Source organism: Burkholderia paludis, from assembly GCF_000732615.1.
Taxonomy (GTDB): Bacteria; Pseudomonadota; Gammaproteobacteria; order Burkholderiales; family Burkholderiaceae; genus Burkholderia; species Burkholderia paludis.
In genome coordinates this window covers 1-20,827 of the sequence record NZ_JPGL01000091.1, presented here as the reverse complement: position 1 = coordinate 20,827, position 20,827 = coordinate 1, and the positions used below count along the sequence as shown (strand labels likewise).

Here is a 20,827-nt window from a genome sequence, read left to right as displayed (position 1 = left end):
CCTTGCCGCCCGCCTTGACGATCTCGTCGGCGACCGCGTTCGCGCCGTCCTGGTTCAGGTCGGCGATCGCCACCGCCGCGCCCGCCTTCGCGAGCTCGAGGGCGATTTCCTTGCCGATGCCGCTTGCGGCGCCCGTGACGACTGCGGTCTTGCCATTCAGGTTGCTCATGTTCGAATTCCCGTGGTGAAAGGATTGACAGGGAGAAAGGACTGCGGACGCGTTACTTGGCCAGGTAATCGTAGACGACTTCGCCGAGGCCCAGTGTCAAATCTGCGACGAGGTGGCGGGCCTCGACGATTTCGAGCACCGGCAGGTCGGCCACCGGCGCGAGCGCGTGCGGCGCCAGCTCGAGCGATGCGGGGCCCGTCCACGCGCCTTTCATCTTGATGTCCTGCATGTAGTAGCGCACCAGTTCGCATACGCGCGCGGTGCCGTCGACATGCGGAATGATCTTCAGCAGGAAATTGGGGCCGGCGAGACGCTTCGTCTGCTCGTCGATGTCGAGCTCCTTGTGCTTGTAGCCCATCGTGCCGGTCGCGACGCGCACCTTGCCGTAGTCGAGCGTGCCGAGCAGGTGATCGGTGTTCACGTGCAGCGTGGGCGACGCGAGTTTCTTCGGGAAGCCCCACAGCTCGCGGCCGCCGGCGATCGGCGGGTGATCGTCGAGATACATCGCGAGCGTGTAGCCGCCCGGCTGGCCGTTGTATTCGACCGGGATCACCTGGCCGCTTTCGGTGTAATCGCCGAAGCCGGTCGAATCGGCCATGCGAATGAATTCGTAATGCACGAGCGGCTCGGTGATCTGCAGCGGCTCGGGGACGATTTCGCGGAGACGGTCGGGATCGGTGCGATACGTGATGATCAGGAATTCACGATCGACGAATCGGTACGGGCCCATCGGGAAGGCAGGGCTGGTCAACGGCATCGCAAACGCTTTCGATCGGACATCGCTGGGTTTCATGCGGACTCCTTGTTGTTGATCGCTTCGTGGATGAGTGCTCGTAAGCTCGTAATCCTATGCCTGTGCGTTGCCGTTGTGCGATGCCGCATGTGGAATTAATTGTTGCCGATTTCGAAGAATTCGCGACGTAAATATTGAGATGAATGATGAAAGCGGACCGGACGGCATGTGGCCGCCCGATGTTCGCACGCGTGAATGACACCGCGATGTGAAAAAGGTGAGCTTTTTCGGGATGTGGGGTGAGTATTTACGGGAAGCAGTCGCGCGTAAATGTGACAATTGTGTGAACTAGTGTTGCCGCGGGAGCTCTAAGTGCGTTCGCCGCTGCGGGATTCGTCCTGCATGGCTGCCGCAGCGGGCATCGCCCGATGCGGAGGCGTCCCGGCATCGCTCGTACCGGGCCGGGCAGCCGGCCGACTTTTTACGCTTCACGCAACCGGACTCATGCAGAACCTCAATCTCACCCTCTTTTCCGCCATCAACGCCGGGGTTGCGCCGCAGCCGGGCGTCGCCCGCCTTGCCATCTTCGCCGCCGACTGGCTCGTCTACGCGCTGCCCGCGATGCTGCTGCTGACGTGGATGTTCGGCGAGCGCCCGGCGCGACGTCAGGCGATCGAAGCCGGCGTCGGCGTGTGCGTGGCGCTCGCGCTCGCGCAGGTCATCGGGCATTTCTGGTTCTCGCCGCGCCCGTTCATGGCCGGCGTGGGCACGCAACTGATCCCGCACTCGCCCGACAGCTCGTTTCCGAGCGACCACATGACGTTCGCGTGGAGCATGGCGATCGGCCTGATGCTCGGCGGCACGACGCGCCTGACCGGGCTCGTGATGGCCGCGCTGGCCGTGGCGATTGCGTGGGGGCGTGTCTATGCGGGGGTGCACTGGCCGTTCGACATGATGGGCGGCGTGCTGGCCGGCACGGCCGGCGCGCTCGCCGCGCACCTGTACGGGCAGCGCGTGACCGCACCGCTCGAGCGGCTCGGCGATTCGGTGCATGCGATCGTCATGGGGCGTCGCCACGCACCGTAAGCGGAAGGAAGAAGGATCGGGCAGGACGCTGTCAGCCGGGTGTCCTGGCCGATTCGGCCGGTGCGGACGGGTTGCCGCCCGCATCGTGCAGTTCGGGCGTATCGGCCGGGTGCTGCGCGGCGTCGCGGTCGAGGGCGCTGTCCTTCAGGATCGCGCACATCGCGACGAACAGCGCGAGTACCACTGCGGCGAGGCTGCAATAGCCGACGATCTTCAGGTTGCGAAGGAAAGGCGAAGCGTGGCTTGCTTTTGTCATGACCGGGCGCTCCTGGGCGGACTGCGGCGGCTGTCGTGCGACAGCGGCGCCGCTCACACAGATATATACCAGCCGCGACAACGATGCCAGGCCGGCCGGCGCACCGGTGTTCCGGCCGCATCTCCGGCCGACGGGCCGGGGGCGTGCACCGCACGCCCGGCGCCGGGTGCCCGGCTGCGTCAGTCTTCCAGCGCTTCGTGCACGGCCGCCGCGCCGCGCTTCCAGTAGGCCGCCGCGCGGATGCGCGACTTGTCGATGCCGCGCTCGCCGGTCAGGTGCTGGCGCACCGCCCGCATCGACTGCGCTTCGCCGGCCGCCCAGACATAGCCTTCGCCGGATTGCGGAAGCGGCAGGTCGCGCACGGCATTCAGCAGCACGTCTCCTTTTTCCGTGTCGGCCTCGGCGCGGAAGCGCCAGATTTCATGCACGTCGGCGTGCGTGTCGAACGCGATCTGCGCGGTGCGATCCGCGACTTCCAGCACGACGGCCGCGCGCGAGCCGGCCGGCAACTCCGCGAGACGTCGCGCGACGGCCGGCAGCGCCGTATCGTCGCCGATCAGCAGATGCCAGTCGAAACCGGTCGGGACGACGAACGAACCGCGCGGGCCGCCGACGCCGAGCCATTGGCCGACGCGTGCCTGCGAGGCCCACTGCGATGCGGGGCCCGGATGGTTCAGCACGAATTCGAGATCGAGTTCGCGGGCGGCGCGGTCGAAGCGGCGCGGCGTGAAGTCGCGCGCGACCGGCCTCGGTTCGCCTTCCGGAAACTCGGGGCCGTTCGCGCCGAGTGTCGGCATCGCGGGGCGCTCGGCGCCGGGCGGCGGGAAAAATACCTTCACGTGATCGTCGAACGACGCGGATTCGAAATCCGCGAGATCGGGGCCGCCGAGTGTGACGCGCAGCAGGTGCGGCGTCACGGCGTGTACGCGCAGGACTTGCAGCAGGCGGAACTTGAGGGTGTGGCGCACGCGGGTCACGGTGCGCTCGGAGGTGTTCTGCATCGATCCGTTCTCCTTGGGTAGGGGAAGCCCGGCGCGGATTACGCGCCGGCGCCGCCTTCGATATCGGCAACCGCGCGGCGCATGATGGCCGCGATGCGCCGTTGTTCATCCGCGTCGGCGCCGCTCTTGTGCAGCAGCGCGCGCTTGAGTGCCAGGCGCGCCTCGACGAATTCGGGCAGCCAGCCGGCCTGCGATTCGTCCGGTGCGTCGTAGCCCGCCGATTCGCCGGCAAACGCGCGACGCATGAAATCCATCCGGCGCGCGAGATACGTGAGGCGTGCGAACAGCGTGTCGACGCGTTCGCGTTGCGAGTCGAGATGCGCCTGGCCGGCGTCGGTCAGTGCATAGCGCTTGCGGTTGCCTTCCGCCTGCGACGCGACGAAGCCGCCTTCCTCGAGATACGTGAGGGCCGGATACACCATGCCGGGGCTGGGGCTGTAGAAGCCGTTCGAACGCGTGTCGAGCGCCTTGATCAGTTCGTAGCCGTGGCTCGGCTGTTCGGCGACCAGCGCAAGCAGCAGCAACTGGAGATCGTCGGAGCTGAACTGGCGGCCGCGCGGCATGCCGTCGTCGCCGAAATCGCCGAAGCCGCCGCGACCGCCCCGGCCGCCGCCGAACATGTCGTGACCGCGACGATGGCGGCCGATCGCGTGCCAGAGACCGGCGAACCAGTCAGAACGGGCATGCGCACCATGACCGTCGCATCGGGCATGGCCGCGGAAGTAGTTGTGTCGCATGATCGTGTCCTATATGTCGTAAAACATATCTAAAGATATATATCGAAAGATAGGGCGTCAAGGGGAATTATTGGGGGTTGGATGGTGGGGGAGGTGGTTGCAGGGTCCCCATGAACGTGAGCGTTCTCTCGCGTATCGACTTCCGATATGGGGGCAGTCCTCTTCCTCTATCCGACCTGCTCGCGACCGGAACGCTTCCGCCAACCAGTTCGTAATCCTTCGCGATGACCGATTCGTTCGACCCTCGTCCGAATCTCGCCCCGCCTTGAACCCGGAATGCGTGACACCACCGGCCCGTGCGCTTTGCAAGCAGCCTGCCCGTGTCCGGCTCGCATCGCGCAACGCTTTGCCCGACACGACGGCACCTTCATCCCGAAGACGATCTCCTCCCGCAAAAAACCGAGCCCGCCTCGCGGCCTCCCCGGCGAATCGCGTATTTCAAAACGCTTTCGCCGGCGTATCGCATGCGCGATTCGCGTACCGATAAGTCGAAATTTGCATAGCGTTTGTGAACGGAATTACGGCTGCATACGTTCGCGATTGACGGTGCCGCTCGTCGTATCGGGCGGGCAACGGCCCGATACGCGGCACGATCCCGCGTTGCGTGGCCGCAGGCGCCGGCGAGCCCGGATCGCGACAGGGTCCGAACGACATCACGCAAGCACATGAGGATGCAGTCATGGCATCGATTCCCGAACCCGCGCCGACCGGCGACACCAGCAAACGGAACTGGCTCGAATCCCACGAAGCCGGTTATCACAAGACCCTCGGCAATCGACAGGTACAGATGATCGCGATCGGCGGCGCGATCGGGACCGGCCTGTTTCTCGGCGCGGGCGCACGCCTGCAGGCCGCCGGGCCGGCGCTCGCGATCGTCTATCTGGTGTGCGGCGTCTTTTCCTTCCTGATCCTGCGCGCGCTCGGCGAACTCGTGATGCATCGGCCGAGCAGCGGCAGCTTCGTGTCGTATGCGCGCGAATTCCTCGGCGAGAAAGCATCGTTCGTCGCCGGGTGGATGTATTTCCTGAACTGGGCGATGACCGGGATCGTCGACATCACCGCGGTCGCGCTCTACATGCATTACTGGGCGCCGTTCTCCGCCGTGCCGCAGTGGATCTTCGCGCTCGTCGCGCTCTGCATCGTCGCGACGATGAACCTGATCGGCGTGAAGTGGTTCGCCGAGATGGAGTTCTGGTTCGCGCTGATCAAGGTCGCCGCGATCGTGCTGTTCCTCGTGGTCGGCAGCGTGATTCTCGGCACCGGCGGGCACGTCGCGGGCCACGACACGGGCATGCACCTGATCACCGACAACGGCGGGTTCTTCCCGCACGGACTGATGCCGGCGCTGGTGCTGGTGCAGGGCGTGGTGTTCGCGTTCGCGGGCGTCGAGCTGGTCGGCACGGCCGCCGGCGAATGCAAGGACGCGCGCAAGGTGCTGCCGCGCGCGATCAACAACGTGATCTGGCGCATCGCCGTTTTCTACGTCGCATCGGTCGTGCTGCTCGTCTGCCTGCTGCCGTGGAGCGCGTACAAGGCGGGACAAAGCCCGTTCGTGACGTTCTTCGGCGCGCTCGGCGTTCCCGGCATCGGCTCGGTGATGAACCTGGTGGTGTTGACGGCCGCGCTGTCGAGCCTCAACTCGGGGCTGTACTCGACCGGCCGCGTGCTGCGTTCGCTGTCGATGGGCGGCTCGGCGCCCGCCTTCCTCGGGCGGATGAGCGGGCAATCCGTGCCGTACGCGGGCATCCTCGTGACGGTCGCGATCTACGTGGTCGGCGTGCTGCTCAACTATCTGGTGCCGTCGAGCGTGTTCGAGATCGTGCTGAACATCGCGTCGCTCGGCATCATCAGCACGTGGGCGTTCATCGTCGTCTGCCAGATGAAATTCCGTGCGGCGGTCAGGCGCGGCGAAGTGGAAGACGTGTCGTTCAGGATGCCCGGCGCACCCGTGACGTCGTGGCTGACGCTGCTGTTCCTGTTCGGCGTGCTGGTCCTGATGGCGTTCGACTACCCGAACGGCACGTGGACGATCGCGTCGATCCCGCTGGTGGCGTTGCTGCTCGTGGCCGGCTGGAAGTGGCTGAGCGGCCGTGCGCACCGCACGTCGCTCAAGCCGACCATTCCGTCGGTCGCGCTCACGCAGAACGTGCTCGAGAAAGACGACAGTTGAGACGGCGCATGCCCGGGGGCGGCCGCCGGCCCGATGCCGGTACGCTCCCGCGCAGCCTGCGTCGACCGTGCGCCGTCGCATGGCCCGCGATCGTCCGCGCGGGAGACGCCGGACATGTCAAGGATCGTCAATTCCGGAGTGCAGAGGTTGTGGTTTGCCGGCGCAGTGGCGATAGTCTGCGCGAGCCTTCGGGCGCATGCCATGCAGACGCGGATCAGAGGGGAGTCGCTCCATCGGGAGCGGCGCTCCCTGCCCCGCACCTTTGAAAATCCGAATGACGTTCATCCTGCCGCACAATCCCCGCCAAGACCGGCGCAAACGCGCCGACGCACTGTTCATCGAAGTGACAGCGGATGACGGATTCATCCGCGAATCCCTGCGCATCGTCGCCGAGGCGCGGGCGCGCATCCTGAATTCAGGCTCGCCGATTCCCTGTGCCGATCCCGGCAAGGCGGCCGGGGGCGCCTGAACGCCGCCGCCGGCCGACCGGTCACGCTCAGATTCCCATCCGCCCGGCGACGCCGTCACGATCGACGAACTTGTGCTTCAGCGCGGCCGCGACATGCAGGGCCAGCAGCAAGCCCAGCGTCAGTACCAGCGCGCGATGCAGCGTGTCGGTCAGGAGTCGCAACGGTTCGTCGCGGCCGACGAGCATCGGCAGATCCGCGAGGCCGAAGAAGCTGACCGGATGCGCGCCCGCGAGGCGGTGCACGTAGCCCGTCAGCGGCACGAGGAACAGCAGCAGGTACAGCACGCCGTGCAGGGCGCCGGCGATCCGCGCCTGCCACGCCGGCACGCTGCCGGGCAGCGGCGGCGGCGTGTGCGTCGCGCGCCATACGAGGCGCGGCACGGTCAGCGCGAAGATCAGGCTGCCGATCGACGCGTGATAGAACAGGATGCCGTTGAACGACGGCGAATTGTGCGGAAACGTATCCATGTAGAGCCCGAGCGACAGGTTCGACAGGATCAGGATCGCGACCGACCAGTGCATGGCGATCGCGAAGCGCGTGTAGGCGGCGTGGTTGGGCTGTGACATGAGCGGTCTCGCAATATCGGGTGGGGCGTCGCGCGCCCGCGCGTCCGGTGCGGCGAACGGCGTGGCGACGTCCGGTATACCGGCGTCCCGCCGGTTTTATTCCCGCTGCGTGTTGCGTCAGGGGCGATTTTTTGGCCGCCGTGCCGCACGGGGCCGCCGGAGACGGCGCGTCAGGCCGTCGAGCCGGTGCGGCGCGCGAGCCGGTAAGCGCCCGGGCTGCATCCGAACCGCGCCTTGAACGCGCGCCCGAAATGCGTGATGTCCGTGAAGCCGCATGCGATCGCCAGCTCCAGCAGATTCCGGTTGGCGTCCGCCGGATCCTCCAGCGCGCGCCGGCTCGCCTGCAGCCGGTATTCCTGGATCAGGCTCTGCGGGGTCTGGCCGGTCGCGGCGAGCGCGCTGTAAAGCGTGCGCCGCGATACGTTCAATGCGCTGGCGAGCCGGTCCGGCGACAGGTCCGGCTCGTGACAGTGATGCGCGAGGTGGATTTCGGCATTCATCCGCAGCGCGGCACTGCGCGCGTCGGCGCCGGAGAGCGAATCGCCGGCTTCGCGGCGGATCACCGAATCGAGCAGCATCAGCGTCGACTGCTCGAAGCCGAACAGGCTCTCCGGATCGTTCTGGACCTGCCCGTCCATCAGGTAATGGATGGACTGGAGCGCCAGCCGCGCATTGCCGACGGTCTGGCGAACCCGGACGCCCGCACGCTCCACGAACCAGCGCCACATCGTGCTGCTGCGCGGCGGCGTGAGCGCGGCGACGAACCGCGACGCGTGCGCGGATTCGATCCGGTACGGCTGGGTCGCGTCGTAGATCACCCATTCGCCGGGCGCGACGGTCGACGTCGTGTTGCGCTGCGTGACGCGGCTTTGTCCGGCGATCTGGAACAGGATCTTGTAGCAGTCGCTGTCGGTACGCGCGGCCAGCGCGCGATCGCGATCCACCCGGACCGCCGTCGTGTCCACCTCCGCCAGGCGCAGCCCGCCCACCGCCGCGACGCGCACCGACATCCGGAACAGCGGGCCGGTGTCCTGGAAGACCAGCGGCAGGAAACTGTCCGCGACGAGTTCTCGCAGGTTGGCGCTGCCGTTGCTGGCGCTGACGACGAGTTCATGTGTCATGACCGGAAGAGGAAAGGTGCCGGAAACGCATCAAGCGTAATGCAAACGGCCGGGGCCCGTACGGCCGCCGCGCCGTTCTGCACGCTGAGCCCAAAAGCGTGCACGGAGCGCCGATGGGCGCGCGCGACGCGCTCCTAGAATCGGAACGTGGCCGACTGCCGTTCGCGCGCAGCGGGCGTTCGCCGCGGCGATTTCCGCCGCGATACCGCGAGCCGATACGCCGCCCCGACGACGTCGGGGGCAGGCCAGACGCTCCCGCAGCACGGTCGACGAGATCGTCACCGGCCGGCCCGGCCGGCGGGACGTCGACGGGGGGAGTCGCGCGACCCGGCCCGCGAAGGCGGCCCGACCGGCTTTTCATCTCAATCGTTATCCGGAGGTAGGACAGATGGCACTGGTACAGATGCTGGGCGAAGTCCGTGAGTTTCTCGCGCGCGGGCATGGCCAATACATCGACGGTCGCGCGGTGGCGGGCGGCGGCGAACTTATCGAAGTCGTGAACCCGGCGACGCGCCAGGTCATCGGCTCCGTCGCGCAGGCGACCGACGACGAGATCGACGCGGCGCTCGCTTCGTCGCATCGCGCGTTTCGCGGCGCGTGGGCCGGCACGACGCCGGCCGACCGCGAACGCATCCTGTTGCGGTTCGCCGATCTCATCGAAGCGCACGGCGAGGAGATCGCGCAGATCGAGACCGCGCAATCGGGCAAGCTCATCGGGGTGTCGCGCATGATCGAGGTGGCGTGGTCCGCGCGCTGGTTGCGCTATTACGCGGGCTGGGCCACCAAGATCGCGGGCGAAACGCTGGCGCCGTCGTTTCCGAGCATGAACGGCGAACGGTACACGTCGTTCACGCTGCGCGAGCCGCTGGGCGTCGTCTTCGGCATCATCCCGTGGAATTTCCCGGTGATGATTCCCGTATGGAAATTCGGTGCGGCGCTCGCGACCGGCAATACGGTGCTGATCAAGTCGTCGGAATTCACGCCGCTCACCATGCTGCGCATCGCCGAGCTCGGCACCGAGGCCGGGCTGCCGCCGGGCACGCTGAACGTGATCAACGGGACGGGCAGGATCGGCGGCAAGGTCATCGGGGATCCGCGCGTCGCGAAGGTCTCGTTCACGGGCTCGGCGCCGACCGGCCGCGTGGTCGGCGAGGCGGCCGTCGACGCGAACTTCACGCGCGTCACGCTCGAGCTGGGCGGCAAGAACGCGGCCGCGTTTCTGCCGGATACGCCGGTCGAGAAGATTCTCGACGGCGTCGTCGAAGCCGGGTTCCTGCACAGCGGGCAGATCTGCGCGTCGGCGGAGCGCTTCTTCGTGCATCGGTCGCAATTCGACGAGGTGGTCGGGAAGCTGAAGGCGCGCCTCGACCAGTTCCAGCCGTCCGACCCGATGGACGACGCGGGGATGATCGGCCCGGTCTGCAACGGGCCGCACTTCCGCAAGTGTCTCGACGCGTTCACGCAGGCGCGGGCGGAAGGCGACGAGATCGTCACGGGCGGCACGGCATACGCGCGCGACGGCTTCTACGTGAAGCCGACGCTCATCGTGCCGAAGTCGCTGCAATCGAGCGTGTACCGCAAGGAAGTGTTCGGGCCGGTCGGCGCGTTCGTGCCGTTCGACGACGAGGAGGAACTCCTCGCGATGATGAACGACACGCCGTTCGGACTGACCGCGAGCCTGTGGACGAACGATCTCGCGAAGGCGCTGCGCCATGTGCCGCGCATCGAGGCCGGCACGGTGTGGGTGAACATGCATACGCTGGTCGACCCGGCCGTGCCGTTCGGCGGCGCGAAAGGGTCCGGGGTCGGTCGTGAATACGGATCGGCGTTCATCGACGCCTATACGGAGCCGAAGTCGGTCACGATCCGGTTCTGAGTGCAGTACAGGTGCGTTGCCGCGCGAACACACGGCAACGCACCGGCGCAGTCGGCCGGGCGCGAACCGGGCCGATTGCGCCGGCCGGCGTCGCGGCCGGCGCCTCATGCCGCGTCAGAACCGGGTGCTGAACCCGATCCGCGCGATCGACTGCAGCGCGCCGCTCGACGCGCCGTCGGCGTCCATCACGCCGTTGATCTGCGCGTTGCTGCCGTGGCTGGCGCGCTGATGCACGCCGGCCACGTACACCATCGTGCGCTTCGACAGCCAGTACTGGACGGCGGCGAGAAACTGCTGCGCGTGCGCGTTGTCGAGCGTGTCGTTGCCCTTCATGTACGTGTAGCTCGCGCCGACCACCCAGGCGGGCGACGGATGCCACGACGCGCCGGCTTCCGCCGACCAGACGCCCGCGCCGTTCTGCGCGTTGCGCACGGTCGTGAAGAGCGCCTTCCCGGTGATCGTGCCGAGCGTGTAGTGCATGCCCGCGCCCCAGTTGCGCACGCTGGTGGCCGGCAATCCGTCCGCCGCGCCGTATTTCTCGTTCGTATAGGCCGCGCCCGCGCCGAACGGGCCGTTGTCGTAGCTCGCGCCGACGCTGACCGTGTTGTTCGCGCCGATCGAGCCCGCGACGTTCCCGAAGCCGTACAGCGCGCCGAAGGTCAGGCCCGACAGCGACGGGCTCGTGTACTTGACCGAATTCGCGACGCGGTTGCTGCCCGCGACGCGATCCCAGTCGAATGCGCCGGTCGGGTTGTTCGGCAGCGCGAGCTTGTCGAACGGTCCGTTCCGGAAGCCGTACAGGCCGACGAGATCCTGCGCGATCTCGTTGCCGCTCGCGGCCAGCGAATCGACCATGAACTCGTACTGGTTGCCGAGCGTGAGCTTGCCGTAGCGGTCGTTTTCCAGCCCGACGTAGGCCTGCCGCGCGAACAGCCCGCCGCCGATGATCGAGCCGTTGCCGAGCGAATACTGGTTGACGAGCCGGAAGATCGCGCGCGTGCCCGCGCCGAGATCCTCCTTGCCTTCGAAGCCGAGCAGGTTCGGAAAGAAGATGTTGTCGTCGAATTTCGGATTGCCGTGGCCGCCCTCGTTGCTGACGTAGCTGATGCCGGCGTCCATCAGCCCGAACATCGTCACGCTGCTCTGTGCGAACGCCGCAGCCGGAATCGTGCAGGCCGCGAGCGCCAGTAAAGTCTTTTTCGTCATCTCCAAAGTGCTCCTCACATGTTTCCGATCGAGTCGGATATTTTTGATGGGACTACTGATTGATATGAACAGGGCCGGGCGCGGGAACCGGCGTGCGCGCGGGGCATCGGTGCGGGGGCATTCGCCCGCCGATGCCCCGCGCGCGCCGCGCTAGACCGTCGAGTACCCGCCGTCCACCGGCACGACCGCGCCGGTCACGAACGATGCGCCGGGCGAGCACAGAAACAGGATCACTTCCGCGACTTCGTCGGTCGTGCCCCAGCGTGCGAGCGGCGTGCGCTCGAGGATGCGCCGCGACGCCTGCGCGTCGGCCATCAGGTCGGCGCTGAGCGGCGTGTCGATCCAGCCGGGCGCGACCGCGTTCACGCGGATGCCGCTGTCGGCCCACGCCTGCGCGAGCGAGCGCGTGAGTTGTGCGACGCCGCCCTTGCTCGCGCTGTATGCGGGGCGATCCTTGCTGCCGAAGTACGTGTACATCGACGCGATGTTGACGATGCTGCCGCCATGCGCCGACAGGGCTGGCCGCGCGGCGTCGGAGGCGCGCATCACCGACGTCAGGTTCACGTTCAGCACGCGCTCGAACTGGTCCATCCGGTATTCGTCCGCGTGCCGGCTGATGCCGACGCCGTTGACGAGCACGTCGAGCCGCGGCAGCGCGGCGATGGCGCGCGTCAGCGCGTCGCCGTCGGACACGTCGAGTTCCACGCAGCGGATGTCCGCATGCACGGGCGCGTGCGGGCCGGCTGCATCGAGCCCGAGCGCGAGGACCGACGCGCCCGCCTGCGCGAATCGCAACGCGGTGCGCGCGCCGATACCCGACGTGCCGCCCGTCACGACGACGGAGCAGCCCTCAAACGTCCACTGACGACTCATGCTCGATGCTCCCTGTGGTGTGCGCGCGCCGGGCCGGCCGTTGCGCGGGTGAAACGAGGATCTTGATCTGCGTGCGGTCGGCGAGCAGCGCATCGAAGCCGTCGGCGACGGCATCTTCGAGCGACACGGTGCGCGTGACGATCGACGTGAGGTCGAGCGCGCCCGACGCGACGATGCGCAGCAGGTCCTGATACGCATGCCGGTAGCCGACGCTCGCGGTGAAGGTCAGCTCGTCGTTGACCGCGCGGAACGCGTCGAAGCCGGCATGCGGCATCAGGCCGACCATCACGACGCGGCCGCCCTTGCGCAGCGCGTGCATCGCCGCTTCGAACGTGGCCGGCAGTCCGGCCGCCTCGAAGCTTGCGTCGACGCCGAGCCCGCCCGACGCCGCGTGGATCGCGTCGCGCAGCACGGCCGCGTCGAGCGAGCGCGCGTTGAACGTATGCGTCGCGCCGAAGCGCGCGGCGGCCGCGAGGCGTTCGGGCGACACGTCGACCGCGACGATGGTCGTCGCGCCCTGCAGCTTCGCGAGCTGGATCAGCAGCAGGCCGATCGGCCCGAGCCCGAATACCGCGCACGTGTCGCCGAGCCGGAGCTCGGCGCGGCGCAACGCGTGCAGCGCGACGGCGGCGGGCTCCATCACGGCGGCCTGCTCGAGGCTGACGCCGTCCGGCAGCCGGTGCAGCATGTACGACGGCACGACCGCGAAATCGGCCATCCCGCCGTCGCCCATCAGCCCGGCGAAGCCCATCGACACGCACAGGTTGTACGACCCCGAGCGGCAGTACGCGCACTGGCTGCAGCGGTACTCGGGCTCGACGGCGACGCAGTCGCCCGGGTTCAGCGCCGTCACGCCTTCGCCGACCTCGACGACGGTGCCGCAGAACTCGTGGCCGAGCGTCAGCGGCGCGGTGCGCCGCGACAGCGGATGCGGCGTGTCGACCGGGATGGCGTGCGGGCCGTCCGCGTATTCGTGCAGGTCGCTGCCGCAGATGCCGCAATATGCGACCGCGATGCGTACCTCGCCGGGGCCGACGCGGGGCACGTCGATATCCACGAGACGGACGTCGCGCGGGCCATGCCATTGAAGGGCGCGCATGTCATCGGCCTCCGAGGTTCTGCGTATCGAGACGGTTCGCGGCCGCGCCGGCGAGTGCGCGCTTGCGCAGCACGGCGGGCGCGGTCTCGACGAGCCCGAACGACAGCACGCACGCGAGGATCGCGCCGCCGGCCGACGTCCACATCGTGAACTGCAGGCCGTACTTGTCCGCCGCGAAGCCGGCGACGGTCGGCGCGACGAAGCCGCCGATCAGCTCGCCCGCGCCCATGATCAGCCCGAGCGCGCTGGCGATCGCGCGCGGCGGCACGGTTTCGGCCGGGATGGTCGCCATGAACAGCGTGAAGCAGCCGAGCCCCGTGTAGGTCGCGAGCACGAGCGCGCAGAGCGCGCCCAGCGAATTCGCGTGAAGCATCGCGATGGGGCAGGCGGCGGCGATCAGCGCGAACAGGATCATCGTCGGCTTGCGGCCGATCCGGTCGGAGATCGCCGGCACCGCGAAGCCCCAGAACACCCACGCGGCGCCGAGGCAGGTCATCACGACGCCCATGTCGGCGGGCGACAGGTGGCGGCTTTCGACGAGGAATACCGGCGCGAACGAGATGATCACGATGAACCACGTGAGGAAGAAGCAGCTGATCAGCATGCACAGCAGGATGTTGCGTTCCTTCAGCAGCGCCCAGCGGCTGATCGCCGCGCCGCTCGCGGCCGGCGCGGCGGCCGTGTCGGCCTGCACGTGCCGCACGCCGCCGGGCGGCACTTCGCGCACCCAGCGCCAGATGCAGAACGCGATCAGGAAGCCCGGAATGCACGACACGTAGAACGCCTCGCGCCAGCCGTACGCGGTCGCGATGCCGATGACGACCGGCGGGCCGATCATCGCGCCGAGCAGGCCGGCGGCCGAGCCTTGCAGCAGGCCCATGTTCAGCCCGCGACGGCTGGGCGTGGAGCTCTCGACCATCAGCGACTGCGACAGCGGCAGCACGGGGCCTTCGGCGATGCCCATCAGCGCGCGGAACGCGATCAGGCTCGCGAAGCCGCCGACGAGCCCCGACAACGCCGAGCACACGGAAAAGCCGAGCACGGCCGCGACCAGCAGCGGCTTGCGCGTGCCGCGCGCGTCGGACCACGCGCCCGTCGCGGCGCCGGACAGCGCCCACGTGAGCGCGAGCGCGGACGACACCATGCCGAGCTGCGCGTTGGTCAGGTGCAGCTCGGCCGACATGAACGGGAACAGGAACGACAGCGCGAGGCGGTCGAAGAACACGAAGCCGAACGTCATGAACAGGATCAGCAGCAGCCTGTTCTCATACGTCCATGCGGTACGGGGGGAGGATGTCATGATGAGCCTCGTCGCGCGTCAGCGGAACAGTTTCTCGATCGCCTGCGCGCCGAGGCCGACCTTCTCGTAGTGCGCCTTGCACATCGCGATGTACGAATGCACGTCGAAGTAGCCGTCGGGGTTGCCTGCGTCGTCGAGCCAGATCAGCGGCCCCTTGACGATGAAGAACGCGCGCATCGGCTCGGGGTGATCGAACGCGACCAGCGTGTGGCCCTCGCCCGGCGTCTCGTAGACGAAATCGCCGCGCGTCGCGGTCCATTCGTGTTCCAGGTAGCCCCATTTGCCGGACAGCGTGTACGCGAAGACTTCATGCGGGTGATAGTGCCGGTTCACGAGCCCGGCTTTCCTGGCCATCAGGATGTCGCACCATTTGTTCTGCGACGGCGAGATCCACAGCGGCCGCGACGAAACCGTTTCGGTGAACGGAACGTAATAGCGCTCGTCGTCGGTGGCCGCGTTCTCGATATAGGCTTCCGGCAGCGCATCGGGCTTGAACGGATTGGCAATCGGCGGGACGTTTTGCCAGAATTCGGCTACGGCTTTGTCGACCACGGGTTGTCTCCTGGTGTATGGGTTGTCGTGGGCTCGACTTTAGCCAGCCGGTGTGCGCCGCTCTTGACTGGGCTGGACGAATTGCTTGACCGCGCCGGACATTGCATCGCACCAAAATCCAGACGAACCATCCCCCAAACCGTGCCGCTCCGCACGACAGGCGCCAGCAGGAGGCGACGTGACGAATTCGACCGTTTTTTCATGCACGCGAGGCTCGACGGCCGACGTGCCGGCGCGCGACAGGATGGCCTATTGGGATGCGTTCAATGCGGCGACGCTGGTCGGCCTGCGCTGCTCGTCGCTGTCGCCGGCCGGGCTGGAGGTCGAGAAGACCGACATCGCGCTGCCGGGCCTCGGCATTGCCGACATCAGCGGCCGGGATCACGTGATCGAGCGCAGCCCCGCGCTGGTGCGCCAGTTGCCGAAGGAGTCGCTGTTCGCGTGCCAGATCGTGAGCGGTCGCGCGTATTTCATCCAGCGCGACCGGTGCCTGCTCGCGGAAGCGGGCGACGTGGTCGTCTACGACACGCGCGTGCCCTATCTGTTCGGATTCCTGACGCCGATGCGGCAGTTGCTGATCGATATCCCGATCGCGTCGTTCGACGACCGGCTCGATACGGAACTGGCCGCGCTGCCGCTGCGGATCGCGCCGAAGCCCGGCGCGGGCGCGATGCTCGGCGCGACGTTGCGCGCGAGCGTCGAGCGGTTCATGAAGGCGCCCGTCGAGCGCGACGCCGCGCGGTTCGCCGAACACACGCGCACGCTGATCGCGGAGCTCATCGACGCGGAAGTCAACGGCGCGGGCGCCTCGCGCGCGTCGCTGTCCTACCTGCTGACCGCGAAGCAGTACATCGCGACGCATCTCGGCGAGCCGGAACTCGGGCCGCAGGCCGTCGCCGATGCGGTCGGGCTGTCGCTGCGCCATCTGGGGCGGCTGTTCGCGGCCGAAGGCGAGTCGATTACGCAGCACATCTGGTCGGAGCGGCTGTCGCATGCGCATCGCGAGCTGACCGATGCGCGGCTGCGCAAGACGAGCATCGGCGAGATCGCGTTTCGCTGGGGGTTCTCGAGCCAGGCGCACTTCAGCCGCGCGATTCGCGAGCGCTACGGCGCGTCGCCGATGGCGCTGCGCGATGCGGCGCGCGCGGCCGGGAACTGATCCGGCCGCCGGCGGTGTGGTGCGGCGGCGCGCGGCTGGCGCGCCGTTTGCATGTTCGGCGCCGTGCGGCGCACCGCGCGCTTACGCACGCCGCGTCATTCCGCGAGCATGAACTCGGCGCAGCGCTCCGCGATCATGATCGTCGGCGCGTTCGTGTTGCCGGACACGATGCGCGGCATCACCGACGCATCGCAGATCCGCAACCCGTCGACGCCGCGCACCGCGAGGCGCGGCGTGACGACCGCATGGTCGTCGCTGCCCATGCGGCAGGTTCCCGCCGGGTGATAGACGGTTTTCGCGCGCTGCCGCACGTAGTCGGACAGCGCCGCATCAGTCAGCGTCTCGGCCTCCTGAACGATGCGCGCGAGCGACGGCGCCCGCATGATTTGCCGGGCGAGCGCGACGCCGCGCACGAGGCCTTCGACGTCCGCCGGGTCGGACAGCGCACCGCTGTCGAACCGGATCGGCGCGGCCGGATCGCTTGCGCGCAGTTGCACGGAGCCGCGCGAGCGCGGCCTGAGCAGGCACGGGTTGATCGACAGGCCGTGGCCGGGCAGCGGCGCGCGATCGACGTCGCCGACGAGCGTCGGCAGCACGTGGAACTGGATGTCCGGGCGGCCGCTGCCGGTGGTGTCGACGAACGCGCCCGACTCGACGACGTTCGACGTGAGCAGGCCCGTGCGGCACAGCATCCACTGCAGCCCGTGCCGCAGCGCCTTCAACCCGCGATCCTCGCCCAGCAGGCTGATCGGCGCGTGGCTGCGGCCGTAGATCGAGACTTCTAGGTGATCCTGGTAATTCGCGCCGACGTCGCGGCTGTCGTGCAGCACGTCGATGCCGTGCGCATGCAGGTGCGCGCCGGGCCCGATGCCGGACAGCATCAGGAGTTTCGGGGTGCTCAGCGCACCGGCCGCGAGTACCACGTCGGCGCGCGCGGCGGCCGCCCCCGTCGCGCCGCTTTCGGTGCACCATTCGACGCCGGTCGCGCGCCGGCCGTCGAACCGGACGCGCGTCACGCGGCAGCCGGTCAGGACGCGCAGGTTCGGATCGCCGATCGCGTCGGCGAGGTAGGTGGCGGCGGTGCTGCCGCGCTGCCCGTCGAAGATCGTCGTGTGGTAGAAGCCGGCGCCGTGCTGCGCGGCGCCGTTGAAGTCGTCGTTGTAGGCGATGCCGGTTTCCTGCGCGGCCTTCACGAACGCGAGGCTCAGCGGATGCCGGAAGCGCGTGTCGCCCACTTTCAGCGGCCCGTCGGTGCCGTGGAATGGCTCCGAAAGCCGCTGGTGCGATTCCGCGCGCCTGAACGCCGGCAGCACGTCGTCCCAGCCCCAGCCGGTGCAGCCGAGCGCGGCCCAGTCGTCGTAGTCGTCGCGGGTGCCGCGCACGTACAGCATCGCATTGACCGAACTGCCGCCGCCGAGCGTGCGGCCCTGCGGCACGTAGGTCGTGCGTCCGGCCGCGCCGGGTTGCGGCTCGCTCTCGAACGTGACGGTGCGCCGCGTGCCGAGCACGCGGATGAACGTCGCCGGAATCCGGATGAACAGGCTGTCGTCCTTCGGGCCGTCCTCGAGCAGCAGTACGCGCCTGCCGGCCTTCACCAGCCGGTGCGCGACCGTGCAGCCGGCCGAACCGCCGCCGACGACGATGTGGTCGTACGTCTCCATCCCGCTTCTTCTCCTTGCTGTCGGGCGGCGAAACGAGTGCCGCCGCGCAGGAAGCCAGCTTAGCGACCGCAATGCGGCCCCATTTGACCGGGACGGACACCGTGCTTGCCTCGCAGGGACACGGCGGCGGGGAGCGGGCCCGCGCGCGTCGGGCTATTGCGCGGGGGCCGGCGCGCGCGATTCGCTCGGCGTCTCGCCAAAGCGGGCGCGATAGCTGCGGCTGAAGTGCGCGCTGTTGTTGAAGCCCCAGCGGAACGCGATCTCGCTGACCGTCAGGTGCTTCAGCGACCGGTCGCGCAGGTCGGCGCGGCAGCGTTCGAGCCGCCGCGCGAGGATGTAGCGCGTGAGCGGCATCCCTTCGATCTCGAACACGCGCGCGAGCTGGCGCGGAGACAGGTTGATCGCGCGGCTCACCGACTGGCTGTCGAGGTCGTCGTCGGCGAGATGGCTGTCGATGAACGCCTTCGCGCGCGACAGCGTGTGGACGGTCGACTTCGTCGGCGATGCGTCGCCGTCGCGCAGCCGCAGCATCGACTGCACGAGATCGAGGATCGCGGCGGCGCGCCGTTCCCGCGCGTCGGGCATCGGCTCCTGCGGCGCGGCGAGCAGCGCGTACACCTGCCGCACGGCCCACGACGTCACGCCGTCGCCGCGATCGATCTTGACGAGGCTGCGATAGCGCCACGGGCCGACGCGTGCCTCGAACACGTCGCGCGGCACGTCGAGCACGGTCATCGCCATGTCGGCGGGGAAGCCGTGACCGTACGGCATCGACGTGTCGTACAGCACGAGGTCGCCCGGCGCATGCTGCATGCAGTCGACGTCCTGGAACGTATAGCCCTGCCCGGCGTGCATCAGGCAGATGAACACGGCGTCGCGCTGGTCCGCATGGATGTTGTGCGGCGTGCGCACGACCGCGTGCCGGTTCGCGACGATGTCGCATGCGCCGAACAGCCCGAGATCGCGCCTGCGCAGCGTCGCGTCGATGCCCTCCGACGATTTGCCGCTGCATTCGATCCGTACGAGCGTGCGTGCGACATGGTCGACCCAGAAGTCGACGCGTTCGTGGCCGCGCACGGCGCGCGTCGAGATCGTCGCGATCTCCGTGCTGGTGTCCGGCATGACGTTCTCCCAATGACCGCCCGAGCGGCGCAGTCTCGGGCACGTCGAACGGCGCGGTCAATCGGTGAAAGACCGGGGCGGGGCCGCGATCCGCTTGCCTTGGGGCGTTGCGGCTGCTTCCGCGATCGATGTCCGTCCGGGTCAACGGAAGTGGCCGCGCCAGTCAAAACATGCGGGCGGTTTTCGGGTAGGGGCGTGACGGGAAGCGGGCAGGCGTCGCCGGTTTGCGTCGAAGAAGACGGCGGCCCGGGGGAAATGTCTTGCCCGTCACGCTGTCCGCGGGGCGGGTTGCGGCGGAACCGCCGGGTGGGCGCGGCCCCGGGGCCGGCCCGCCGCCATCGGGCTTACGTCGCGCTTGCCTCGTCGATCACGCGGATATCGTCCTGATCGAGTTGCACGCGGATCGCTTCGCCGAGCGATTCGAGCTGTGCGAGCGACGTCGCGCTCGCGATCGGCGCGGTGATCGTCGGCCGCGCGATCTGCCACGCGAGGGCGATTGCGGCCGGCTGCGTGCCGTGCTTCGCCGACACGGCGTCGAGCGCCGCGAGGATGCGCAGGCCGCGTGCGTCGAGATAGCCGGCGACGCGATCGCCGCGCACGCTCTTCTTCAGGTCGGCCTCGCTGCGGTACTTGCCCGACAGGAAGCCGCTCGCGAGCGCGTAGTAGTTGACGACACCGAGCTTCAGGTCGCGCACGACCGGTTCGAGATCGTGCTCGTAGCCGGCGCGGTCGATCAGGTTGTACTCGGGCTGGATGACCTGGTAGGCGGGCAGCCCGTCGCGCCGGCTGATGTCGGCGGCTTCGCGCAGCCGCGCGCCGCTGTAGTTCGAGGCGCCGATGATGCGCACCTTGCCGGCGTCGATCAGCGCCTGGTACGCGCCGAGCGTTTCCTCGAGCGGGGCCGTATCGGCGAGATCGCGGTGCGAGAAATACAGGTCGATGTAGTCCGTCTGCAGGCGGCGCAGCGAATCGTCGGCGGCCTTCAGGATGTTGTCCTTCGTGAGGCCCGCGCGGGCCGCTAGCAGGCCGACCTTGGTCGCGATCACGACCTGCTCGCGCTTGCCCGAACGCTTGAGCCACTTGCCGACGATCGTCTCCGATTCGCCGCCGCTGTTGCCGGGTACCCAGGCCGAATAGACGTCGGCGGTGTCGATGAAGTTGATGCCGGTGTCGGCGAGCGCGTCGAGCAGCGAAAACGATGTGTTCTCGTCGACGGTCCAGCCGAAGACGTTGCCGCCGAACGCGAGCGGCGAAACCTGCAGGGTCGACGTGCCGAGGGTGCGTAGTGCCATGTTCTGCTCCGATAACTGCGGGGTGACGGAATGGAACTGCGGGATGGGCCGACGCGACCACGGCGGGACGACGGATTGCGCTGTGACGTGGCGCCGTTGTCGCGGGACGCCGGACATTCTCGCTGATCGTTCCGATTCGTGCAGGCGGCGCGCCGGCGTGCCGGCGCGATCGCGTGCGGTACGCGGCAGATGGCGGACGTTTCGTCCGTTATCCGATCGTTTCGGATGCCTGCGTTCGATCGGGCGCGGATTTTTGCGGCGGTGTTTGCGACGGGGAAGCGGGAGCGGCGGTGTCTTTTAAACCTCTGACGCTGGCGACGAAAAGCGAGGGGGTGGTATCCGGGGGGGCCGCGGCCGCAAAAAAAAAAGAAGCACAGG

General features: G+C 68.2%; 20 protein-coding genes. 5 read left to right on the top strand and 15 right to left on the bottom strand.

Going from position 1 to position 20,827, the window contains the following annotated elements:
• Positions 1 to 169 (bottom strand): SDR family NAD(P)-dependent oxidoreductase (locus GQ56_RS0136355; RefSeq protein WP_031403315.1); only part of this gene is annotated, 169 nt, incomplete at its 3' end.
• Positions 170 to 221: 52 nt separating this feature from the next.
• Complete coding sequence (locus GQ56_RS0136350; protein WP_031403314.1) at positions 222 to 962, bottom strand: acetoacetate decarboxylase; 741 nt, start codon at positions 960 to 962, stop codon at positions 222 to 224.
• 444 nt (positions 963 to 1,406) lie between these two features.
• Here GQ56_RS0136350 and GQ56_RS0136345 point away from each other — a divergent pair, with 444 nt between their 5' ends.
• On the top strand, positions 1,407 to 1,988 hold the full coding sequence (locus GQ56_RS0136345; protein ID WP_031403313.1) for an undecaprenyl-diphosphatase: 582 nt from the start codon (positions 1,407 to 1,409) through the stop codon (positions 1,986 to 1,988).
• 31 nt (positions 1,989 to 2,019) lie between these two features.
• Here GQ56_RS0136345 and GQ56_RS0136340 read toward each other — a convergent pair whose 3' ends face one another.
• The 3 genes from GQ56_RS0136340 to GQ56_RS0136330 all read right to left on the bottom strand — a co-directional run bounded on the left by GQ56_RS0136340 (position 2,020) and on the right by GQ56_RS0136330 (position 3,982).
• A complete protein-coding gene (locus tag GQ56_RS0136340) occupies positions 2,020 to 2,244 on the bottom strand; it encodes a hypothetical protein (protein WP_031403312.1) in 225 nt (74 codons plus the stop codon).
• 179 nt (positions 2,245 to 2,423) lie between these two features.
• Positions 2,424 to 3,245: a siderophore-interacting protein gene (locus GQ56_RS0136335; protein ID WP_031403311.1), complete on the bottom strand. Its 822-nt coding sequence runs from the start codon at positions 3,243 to 3,245 to the stop codon at positions 2,424 to 2,426.
• Between the two features lie 38 nt (positions 3,246 to 3,283).
• Positions 3,284 to 3,982: a PadR family transcriptional regulator gene (locus tag GQ56_RS0136330; RefSeq protein ID WP_031403310.1), complete on the bottom strand. Its 699-nt coding sequence runs from the start codon at positions 3,980 to 3,982 to the stop codon at positions 3,284 to 3,286.
• 679 nt (positions 3,983 to 4,661) lie between these two features.
• Between GQ56_RS0136330 and ansP the strand changes: the two genes are divergently transcribed.
• Both ansP and GQ56_RS0136320 read left to right on the top strand, forming a co-directional pair.
• Positions 4,662 to 6,152: an L-asparagine permease gene (gene ansP / locus GQ56_RS0136325; protein WP_031403309.1), complete on the top strand. Its 1,491-nt coding sequence runs from the start codon at positions 4,662 to 4,664 to the stop codon at positions 6,150 to 6,152.
• A 274-nt stretch (positions 6,153 to 6,426) separates the two neighbouring features.
• Positions 6,427 to 6,621: a hypothetical protein gene (locus tag GQ56_RS0136320; RefSeq protein WP_031403308.1), complete on the top strand. Its 195-nt coding sequence runs from the start codon at positions 6,427 to 6,429 to the stop codon at positions 6,619 to 6,621.
• Between the two features lie 27 nt (positions 6,622 to 6,648).
• Here the strand turns inward: GQ56_RS0136320 and GQ56_RS0136315 are convergent, their stop codons facing one another.
• Entirely contained in the window at positions 6,649 to 7,188 is a 540-nt protein-coding gene (locus GQ56_RS0136315) for a cytochrome b (protein ID WP_031403307.1), read from the bottom strand.
• 170 nt (positions 7,189 to 7,358) lie between these two features.
• Positions 7,359 to 8,309, bottom strand: a complete 951-nt coding sequence (locus GQ56_RS0136310) for a helix-turn-helix domain-containing protein (protein WP_031403306.1) — start codon at positions 8,307 to 8,309, stop codon at positions 7,359 to 7,361.
• A gap of 388 nt (positions 8,310 to 8,697) precedes the next feature.
• Between GQ56_RS0136310 and GQ56_RS0136305 the strand changes: the two genes are divergently transcribed.
• Positions 8,698 to 10,185 carry an aldehyde dehydrogenase family protein gene (locus GQ56_RS0136305; protein WP_031403305.1) on the top strand — a complete coding sequence of 496 codons (1,488 nt, stop codon included), beginning with the start codon at positions 8,698 to 8,700 and terminating at the stop codon, positions 10,183 to 10,185.
• Positions 10,186 to 10,299: 114 nt separating this feature from the next.
• Here GQ56_RS0136305 and GQ56_RS0136300 read toward each other — a convergent pair whose 3' ends face one another.
• From GQ56_RS0136300 to GQ56_RS0136280, 5 genes are all read right to left on the bottom strand, one after another.
• On the bottom strand, positions 10,300 to 11,391 hold the full coding sequence (locus GQ56_RS0136300) for a porin (protein ID WP_031403304.1): 1,092 nt from the start codon (positions 11,389 to 11,391) through the stop codon (positions 10,300 to 10,302).
• A gap of 150 nt (positions 11,392 to 11,541) precedes the next feature.
• Positions 11,542 to 12,264, bottom strand: a complete 723-nt coding sequence (locus tag GQ56_RS0136295) for an SDR family NAD(P)-dependent oxidoreductase (protein WP_031403303.1) — start codon at positions 12,262 to 12,264, stop codon at positions 11,542 to 11,544.
• Positions 12,242 to 13,363, bottom strand: a complete 1,122-nt coding sequence (locus GQ56_RS0136290; RefSeq protein ID WP_031403302.1) for a 2,3-butanediol dehydrogenase — start codon at positions 13,361 to 13,363, stop codon at positions 12,242 to 12,244. Before GQ56_RS0136290 ends, GQ56_RS0136295 begins: the two co-directional genes overlap by 23 nt.
• A 1-nt stretch (position 13,364) precedes the next feature.
• Positions 13,365 to 14,663, bottom strand: a complete 1,299-nt coding sequence (locus GQ56_RS0136285; protein ID WP_031403301.1) for an MFS transporter — start codon at positions 14,661 to 14,663, stop codon at positions 13,365 to 13,367.
• Positions 14,664 to 14,681: 18 nt separating this feature from the next.
• Positions 14,682 to 15,215, bottom strand: a complete 534-nt coding sequence (locus tag GQ56_RS0136280; protein WP_031403300.1) for a 2,4'-dihydroxyacetophenone dioxygenase family protein — start codon at positions 15,213 to 15,215, stop codon at positions 14,682 to 14,684.
• Between the two features lie 178 nt (positions 15,216 to 15,393).
• On the opposite strand from GQ56_RS0136280, the gene GQ56_RS0136275 reads away from it, so the two are divergent.
• Positions 15,394 to 16,374 (top strand): helix-turn-helix domain-containing protein, encoded by a 981-nt coding sequence (locus GQ56_RS0136275; protein ID WP_031403299.1) that lies wholly within the window; start codon positions 15,394 to 15,396, stop codon positions 16,372 to 16,374.
• A 95-nt stretch (positions 16,375 to 16,469) separates the two neighbouring features.
• On the opposite strand, the gene GQ56_RS0136270 is transcribed toward GQ56_RS0136275, so the two are convergent.
• The 3 genes from GQ56_RS0136270 to GQ56_RS0136260 all read right to left on the bottom strand — a co-directional run bounded on the left by GQ56_RS0136270 (position 16,470) and on the right by GQ56_RS0136260 (position 20,449).
• Complete coding sequence (locus tag GQ56_RS0136270; protein ID WP_031403298.1) at positions 16,470 to 18,035, bottom strand: GMC family oxidoreductase; 1,566 nt, start codon at positions 18,033 to 18,035, stop codon at positions 16,470 to 16,472.
• A 153-nt stretch (positions 18,036 to 18,188) separates the two neighbouring features.
• A complete protein-coding gene (locus GQ56_RS0136265; protein WP_031403297.1) occupies positions 18,189 to 19,157 on the bottom strand; it encodes a helix-turn-helix domain-containing protein in 969 nt (322 codons plus the stop codon).
• 344 nt (positions 19,158 to 19,501) lie between these two features.
• Positions 19,502 to 20,449, bottom strand: a complete 948-nt coding sequence (locus GQ56_RS0136260; RefSeq protein WP_031403296.1) for an aldo/keto reductase — start codon at positions 20,447 to 20,449, stop codon at positions 19,502 to 19,504.
• Positions 20,450 to 20,827: the final 378 nt, after the last annotated feature.

Coding starts and splice junctions, on each gene's coding strand:
- GQ56_RS0136350 (WP_031403314.1), bottom strand. CDS start 962: ATGAAACCCAGCGATGTCCGATCGAAAGCGTTTGCGATGCCGTTGACC.
- GQ56_RS0136345 (WP_031403313.1), top strand. CDS start 1,407: ATGCAGAACCTCAATCTCACCCTCTTTTCCGCCATCAACGCCGGGGTT.
- GQ56_RS0136340 (WP_031403312.1), bottom strand. CDS start 2,244: ATGACAAAAGCAAGCCACGCTTCGCCTTTCCTTCGCAACCTGAAGATC.
- GQ56_RS0136335 (WP_031403311.1), bottom strand. CDS start 3,245: ATGCAGAACACCTCCGAGCGCACCGTGACCCGCGTGCGCCACACCCTC.
- GQ56_RS0136330 (WP_031403310.1), bottom strand. CDS start 3,982: ATGCGACACAACTACTTCCGCGGCCATGCCCGATGCGACGGTCATGGT.
- ansP (WP_031403309.1), top strand. CDS start 4,662: ATGGCATCGATTCCCGAACCCGCGCCGACCGGCGACACCAGCAAACGG.
- GQ56_RS0136320 (WP_031403308.1), top strand. CDS start 6,427: ATGACGTTCATCCTGCCGCACAATCCCCGCCAAGACCGGCGCAAACGC.
- GQ56_RS0136315 (WP_031403307.1), bottom strand. CDS start 7,188: ATGTCACAGCCCAACCACGCCGCCTACACGCGCTTCGCGATCGCCATG.
- GQ56_RS0136310 (WP_031403306.1), bottom strand. CDS start 8,309: ATGACACATGAACTCGTCGTCAGCGCCAGCAACGGCAGCGCCAACCTG.
- GQ56_RS0136305 (WP_031403305.1), top strand. CDS start 8,698: ATGGCACTGGTACAGATGCTGGGCGAAGTCCGTGAGTTTCTCGCGCGC.
- GQ56_RS0136300 (WP_031403304.1), bottom strand. CDS start 11,391: ATGACGAAAAAGACTTTACTGGCGCTCGCGGCCTGCACGATTCCGGCT.
- GQ56_RS0136295 (WP_031403303.1), bottom strand. CDS start 12,264: ATGAGTCGTCAGTGGACGTTTGAGGGCTGCTCCGTCGTCGTGACGGGC.
- GQ56_RS0136290 (WP_031403302.1), bottom strand. CDS start 13,363: ATGCGCGCCCTTCAATGGCATGGCCCGCGCGACGTCCGTCTCGTGGAT.
- GQ56_RS0136285 (WP_031403301.1), bottom strand. CDS start 14,663: ATGACATCCTCCCCCCGTACCGCATGGACGTATGAGAACAGGCTGCTG.
- GQ56_RS0136270 (WP_031403298.1), bottom strand. CDS start 18,035: ATGGAGACGTACGACCACATCGTCGTCGGCGGCGGTTCGGCCGGCTGC.
- GQ56_RS0136265 (WP_031403297.1), bottom strand. CDS start 19,157: ATGCCGGACACCAGCACGGAGATCGCGACGATCTCGACGCGCGCCGTG.
- GQ56_RS0136260 (WP_031403296.1), bottom strand. CDS start 20,449: ATGGCACTACGCACCCTCGGCACGTCGACCCTGCAGGTTTCGCCGCTC.